Source organism: Streptomyces pseudogriseolus (genome assembly GCA_002154585.1).
Classification (GTDB): Bacteria; Actinomycetota; Actinomycetes; order Streptomycetales; family Streptomycetaceae; genus Streptomyces; species Streptomyces pseudogriseolus.
This window is the reverse complement of the sequence record MUNG01000470.1, coordinates 1-7,088: the sequence shown is the minus strand read 5'-3', so window position 1 is coordinate 7,088 and position 7,088 is coordinate 1. Positions and strand designations below refer to the sequence as shown.

The 7,088-nt window shown below is 73.9% G+C and carries 1 protein-coding gene; it reads right to left on the bottom strand.

The features are described from left to right. Nucleotides 1–7,088, bottom strand: a 7,088-nt coding sequence (locus CCN29_RS35140; protein WP_143661422.1) for a type I polyketide synthase, incomplete at both ends; no start/stop codon positions are given.

Below are 7,088 nucleotides of genomic sequence, written 5' to 3'. Positions count from 1 at the left end.
TCGCGGCTATCGATACGTCCGCCTCACGCCCGTCGAGCAGCGGCAGGACCTCGTCCTCGGCCGCCTCGACGGCGATCATCGCCCCGCCGTCCGGCAGGGCCTGCATCAACCGCCCGCGTGCGGTGACAAGCGCGCACGCGTCCTCCAGCGACAGCACACCGGCCACATGCGCAGCCGCGATCTCGCCGATCGAGTGCCCGCCCACGAAGTCCGGGCGCACACCCCACGACTCCAGCAGCCGGAACAACGCCACCTCGACCGCGAACAGCGCCGGCTGCGTCCACTCCGTACGGCCCAGACGCTCCGCGTCGTCACCGAAGACGACGTCCTTCAGCTCCGCGCCGACGTGTGCACACACCGCGTCGAAGGCGTCCGCGAACACCGGGAACGCGTCGTACAGCTCACGCCCCATGCCGGCACGCTGCGCGCCCTGACCGGAGAAGAGGAAGGCCGTGCGGCCCTCGGTGACGGCACCGACGGTGACCTGGGGTGCGGTACGGCCCTCGGCGAGCGCGAGGAGCCCGGTCATGAGCTCGTCCCGATCGTGGCCTCGTATCACGGCACGGTTCTCGAAGAAGGTCCGCTGCGTGACGAGTGCGGCGGCCACGGCATCGGGACGGATGTCCTGGTCACTCCGTACGTACGCGAGCAGGCGGGCGGCCTGGGCGCGCAGGGCGTCAGTGCCCTGACCCGAGACGACCCAGGGGATCAGGGGCAGAGCATCGGGCTCGGCGTCCTGACCAGCTGTTTCCTCAGGAGCTTGTTCGAGGATGACGTGGGCGTTGGTGCCGCTGAGGCCGAAGGAGGAGACACCCGCACGGCGGGGTCGGTCGACCGCCGGCCACTCCTGCCGCTCGGTCACCAGGCGTACCCCGCCCGTCGACCAGTCCACCCGCGACGACGGCTCGTCCACGTGCAACGTCTGCGGCACGACCCCGTGCCGCAGCGCCTCCACCATCTTGATCACACCGGCCACACCCGCAGCCGCCTGCGTGTGACCCAGGTTCGACTTCACCGACCCCAGCCACAGCGGACGGTCGGCGTCGCGGTCCTGCCCGTAGGTGGCCAGCAGCGCCTGCGCCTCGATCGGGTCACCCAGCCGCGTGCCCGTTCCGTGCGCCTCGACCACATCGACGTCCGACGGGGACACCCTGGCGTCCGCGAGCGCGGCACGGATCACGCGCTGCTGCGACGGACCGTTGGGCGCCGTCAGCCCGTTGGACGCACCGTCCTGGTTCACCGCCGACCCTCGCACCACCGCCAGCACGCGGTGACCGCGCGCACGGGCGTCCGAGAGCCGCTCGACCAGCAGTACGCCGACACCCTCACCCCAGCCGGTGCCGTCCGCGCCCTCCGCGAACGCCTTGCACCGGCCGTCCTCCGCCAGACCTCCCTGGCGACGGAACTCGGCGAAAGCGGCCGGGGTGGACATCACGGTGACGCCGGCGACCAGGGCCATCGCGCACTCGCCCGTGGCGAGCGAGCGCGCGGCCCAGTGCAGCGCCACCAGGGAGGACGAGCAGGCGGTGTCGACGGTGACGGCCGGACCCTCAAGGCCCAGGACATAGGCCAGACGCCCGGACAGCACGCTTGCCGCGCTGCCCGTGCCCACGTACCCGCCGAAGTCACCCTCCGACATGCCCAAGAGGGCCGGATAGTCCTGGCCGTTGGTACCCGCGAACACCCCCACTCGGGTGCCTCGCAGCGACCGCGGATCGATCCCCGCCCGCTCCACCGCCTCCCACGAGGACTCCAGCAGCAGGCGCTGCTGCGGATCCATCGCCAACGCCTCACGCGGCGACACACCGAAGAACTCCGCGTCGAAGCCCGCGACGTCGTCGAGGAAGGCGCCCAGGGACGCGTGGTCGGGGTCCGAGGTGGCGAAGGCGGACAGTTCGGCCCAGCCGCGGTCGGCGGGGAACTCCCCCATGGTGTCCTCGCCGCGGACGAGTACGTCCCACAGCTGTTCGGGGCTTTCCACGCCGCCCGGGAAGCGGCAGGCCATTCCGACGATGGCGATCGGGTCGTCGGCCGGGGTGCCGCTCTCGCCGTACGGGAGCGGGGCAGGCGCGTGGACGTCCTGCGGTGCCTGTGGACCGAAGGCGGTCAGCAGGTGGTCCACGACCGCCTGGGGGGTGGGGTGGTCGAAGACGAGGGTCGCCGGCAGCGGCAGGCCGGTCTCACGGCTGAGGCTGTTGCGCAGTTCCAGGGCGGTGAGCGAGTCCAGTCCCAGCCGGGTGAACGACAGATCGAGGCCGATCGAGGCTCCGGACGCGTGTCCCAGCACGGTGGACAGGGTGGTGCGCACCAGGTCGGTGAGCGCGTCGCGGCGCTTCGGTTCCGGCAGCTGCGCGAAGCCCTGGGAGGCAGGCGTCCCCTGGGCGGACGCGGCTGCGGTGCGCAGGGCGGGGCGGCCCGTCAGGGAGCGCAGGAGCGGCGGGAGGTGGTCGGCGACCCGGCGGAGGGCGGCACGGTCCACGTGCAGGGCGACCGGGGTGCTGCCGGTGTGGGACAGCGCGCGGTCGAAGAGGGCCAGCGCGTCATCGGTGGGCAGGGCGGCGATACCGTTGCGGGTGGCCCGGTGGTGGGTGGCGTCGGTCAGGTCCCGCGTCATGGAGCTGTCCGCTTCCCAGAGTCCCCAGGCGATGGACAGCGCGGGGCGGCCCTCGGCGCGCATCGTGGCGGCGAGGGCGTCGAGGAAGCTGTTCGCGGCCACGTAGTTCCCCTGGCCGGGCCCCGCGAGGGTGGCCGCGGCGGAGGAGAACAGCACGAACGCCGACAGCCCGTGGTCCCTGGTGAGCTCACGCAGGTGGCATGCGGCGTCGGCCTTGGGCCGCAGCACGGCGGAGAGCCGGGCCGGGGTGAGGGAGGTGACGACGCCGTCGTCGAGAAGGCCCGCGGCGTGGACGACGGCGCCGAGTGGACGGTCGTCCGGGATGGCGCGAATGACGTCGGCTAGGGCGTCGCGGTCGGCGACGTCACAGCTGACGACGGTGGTCCGGGCGCCGTGCGAGGCGAGGTCGGCGATCAGTTCGGCGGTTCCCGGGGCGTCCGGTCCGCGGCGCGTCGCGAGCAGCAGGTGCCGGACGCCGTGGCGGACGACGAGGTGGCGGGCCGTGGCCGCGCCGACGGTGCCGGTGCCGCCGGTGACGAGGACGGTACGGTCCGGGTCGAAGCGCACGACCGCGGTCCGTGGTGTGGTGTCTTCCCGGCCGGTGTCCGTCCTGGTGAGGGCGGGGGCGAGGATGCGCCCGTTCCGGAGGGCGAGGTCGTCGTGGTCGAGGCGGGCGGCGAGGGCGATGTCGGCGTCCGAGGGCGCGTCGTCGGTGTCGAGCAGCAGGAAGCGGCCCGGGTTCTCGGACTGGGCCGACTTGACGAGCCCGCGGACCGCGGCCGCCGCCAGGTCGGTGACCGCCTCGTCACCGTTCACGGCGACCGCGCGCCGGGTCACCAGGAGGAGACGCGAGCCGGCCGCGCGCGGGTCGGTGAGCCAGCGCTGGAGCAGGGCCAGCGCGTGCGCGGTGGACGTGTGCACATCGGCGGGCGTGCACGCGCCTTCGCCCGCCCCCGCGTCTCCGTCCGCCGAGTACCAGGGAACGACCACCAGGTCGTCGTACACACCGTCGGAAGCGTTCTCGAGTACGTCGTCGGGGCCGGTGAGGCGGGTCGTCGCGGCGGGTTCCGGCAGGGAGGCGGGTCCGGCGGGGGTCCAGCTGACGGTGTAGAGGTCACCGGTACGGCCCCGGGCGTCGGCCGGAACGTCCTCGAGGTCGTGGGGCGTGACCGAGACCGTCCGGGCGGTCAGGACGGGGGCGCCGTCACCGTCCGACAGCCGGATCTCGGCGCCCGCCTCGGCCCCGGCCCCGAAGGCGGGGACGATGTGGACGCGGGCCGACGTGGCCGCGCGTGCGTACAGGGTGAGGCCCGACCAGGTGAGCAGCCAGGGGGCGGGGTGGCCGAGCGTGGTGAGCGCGACCATCGCACCGTCCAGGAGGGCGGGGTGCACGGCGAAGCGCGCGGCGTCCGCCTCCTGGTCCTCGTCCAGGGCGACTTCGGCGAAGACCTCGTCCCCGCGCCGCCAGACGGCCTTGAGAGTCGGCGGGACGGCATGCGCACCGTCCACGTCCAGGGCGTCGAAGTCGCCGTACAGCTCCTCGGGATCGACCGGAACCGCGCCCGCGGGCGGCCAAGTTCCCTCCGTGCCGGCCGCGTTCACGGCCTGCTCCTCGTCCTCGGCGCGCGACAGTGTGCCGTGGGCGTGGCGCGTCCAGGGCCGGGGGTCGTCGGCCGGGTCGGCCTCGGGGTCGAGGGGCCGTGCGTAGAGCGCGAAGCTCCAGCGGTCCTCGCCCTCGACCGCTTCGGTGACGGTCTGCACCTCGGTCTCGCCGGTGGCCGGCAGCGGCAGCGGCACGTCGACGTGCAGGTCGACGAGGTGGTGTGCGCCGAGGGCGCGTCCGGTGTGCAGGGCGAGGTCGGTGAGGACGGACCCGGCGACGAGCGTGCCGCCTCCGGTGGCGAGGTCGGCGAGCCACGGCTGGAGGCGGCGGGAGAGACGTCCGGTCGCCATGACCGTGGTCGAGTCGGCGAGGTGGACGCCGGTGGACAGCAGGGGGTGGTCGCCGCGGTGTCCGGAGGGGGCGACGACCGGGTCGAGCCAGTAGCGGTGCCGCTCGAAGGCATAGGTGGGCAGGTCGACGAGCGGAGGGGAGCCGGGGAGGAGGGCGTCCCAGTCGACGGGCAGGCCCGAGGTGTGCAGGGCGGCGAGGGCGGACACGGCGGTCCGCGGTTCGTCGTGGTCCTTGCGGAGGGTCGGAACGAACAGCAGTCCCTGGTCGTCCGGCACGCAGGCGCGGGCGAGGGCGGTGAGGGTGGCGTCCGGGCCGACCTCGACGAAACGGGTGACGCGCTTCTCCGCCAGGGCGGTCACACCGTCGGCGAAGCGGACGGCCTCGCGGACGTGGCGGACCCAGTAGTCGGGGGTGGTCAACTCGCCTTCGGCGGCGAGGCGGCCGGTGACGTTGGAGACGACCGGGATGGCCGGAGCGGCGTACGTCAGGCTCTCGGCGACCTGACGGAACTCCGCCAGCATCGGCTCCATCAGCGGTGAGTGGAACGCGTGGGAGACGCGGAGGCGGGAGGTGCGGCGGCCCTGCGCGGCCAGCTCCTCGGCGATCTCGGTCACGGCGGTCTCGGTGCCGGCGAGGACGACGGCCTTCGGCCCGTTGACCGCCGCCACCGACACCTCGGCCTCGCGGCCGCTCAGGAGCGGCAGGACCTCGTCCTCGGCCGCCTCCACCGCGACCATCACCCCGCCCTCCGGCAGGGCCTGCATCAACCGCCCGCGCGCGGTCACCAGCGTGCAGGCGTCCTCCACCGACAGCACACCGGCCACATGCGCAGCCGCGATCTCGCCGATCGAGTGCCCGCCCACGAAGTCAGGGCGCACGCCCCAGGATTCCAGCAGCCGGAACAACGCGACCTCGACCGCGAACAGCGCCGGCTGCGTCCACTCCGTACGCCCCAGACGCTCCGCGTCGTCACCGAAGACGACGTCCTTCAGCTCCGCGCCGACGTGTGCGCACACCGCGTCGAAGGCCTCCGCGAACACCGGGAACGCCTCATACAGCTCACGCCCCATCCCCGCACGCTGCGCACCCTGCCCCGAGAACAGGAACGCGAGCTTGCCGCCCCGGCGTGCGCTGCCGGTCACCGTGTGCGGGGAGGTCTCGCCGGCGGCGAGGCTGCGCAGGCCGGTGAGGAGGGCGTCCCGGTCGGCGCCGAGGACGACGGCGCGGTGTTCGAAGTGGGAGCGTCGGGTGGCCAGGGTGTGGGCGACCGCCCGGTCGTCCGTGCCGGGGTGGGCCACGCTGTGGTCCAGGAGGGCGCGCGCCTGGCCCTTGAGGGAGTCGGTGCTGCGGGCGGAGAGGATCCAGGGCACCACCGGAACGGTGCGGGCGGTGGCCGTGGCCTCGCCGCTCGGGGCGTCGGCCGTGTCGTCGGCGTCCGGCTCCGCGGGCGGGGCCTCCTCCAGGATGACGTGGGCGTTGGTGCCGGAGACTCCGAAGGCGGACACGCCGGTACGGCGCGGGCGTTCGGTCCTCGGCCAGTCGACGGGTTCGGTGAGCAGGCGTACGTCGCCCTCGGTCCAGTCGACCTTGGTGGTGGGGGTGTCGACGTGCAGGGTGCGCGGGAGGCGTTCGTGGCGCAGGGCCTGGATCATCTTGATGACGCCGCCGACGCCGGCCGCGGCCTGGGTGTGGCCGATGTTCGACTTGAGCGAGCCGAGCCACAGCGGGCGGCCGTCGGGCCGGTCCTGGCCGTAGGCGGTGAGGAGGGCCTGGGCCTCGATGGGGTCGCCGAGGGTGGTGCCGGTGCCGTGCGCCTCGACGGCGTCGACGTCGGCCGGGGAGAGCCCGGCGGAGGCGAGCGCCTGGCGGATGACGCGCTGCTGGGCGGGGCCGTTGGGTGCGGTGAGACCGCTGCTCGCGCCGTCCTGGTTGACGGCGGAGCCGCGGACGACGGCGAGGACCTGGTGGCCGTGGCGGCGGGCGTCGGAAAGACGTTCGAGCAGGAGCAGGCCCGCGCCCTCGCCCCAGCCGGTGCCGTCGGTCGCCTCGGCGAAGGACTTGCAGCGCCCGTCGGGGGCCAGGCCGCGCTGGCGGCTGAACTCCAGGAAGGTGACCGGGGTGGACATGACGGCGACGCCGCCGGCCAGGGCCAGCTCGCATTCGCCGTTGCGCAGGGACTGGACGGCGAGGTGCAGGGCGACGAGGGAGGAGGAGCAGGCGGTGTCGACGGTGAGGGCGGGGCCCTCGAAGCCGAAGGTGTAGGAGACGCGGCCGGAGGCGATGCTGGCGGCGCTGCCGTTGCCGAGGTGGCCCTCGACGCCGGGGGGCGGCTCGGGGAAGCGGGTGGCGTAGTCGTTGTACATGACGCCCGCGAACACGCCGGTGGCGCTGCCGCGCAGGTCGGACGGGCGCAGGCCGGCGCGTTCGAGGGCTTCCCAGGTCAGTTGCAGCAGGAGTCGCTGCTGCGGGTCGGTGGCGAGTGCCTCCCGGGGTGACATGCCGAAGAAGGCGGGGTCGAAG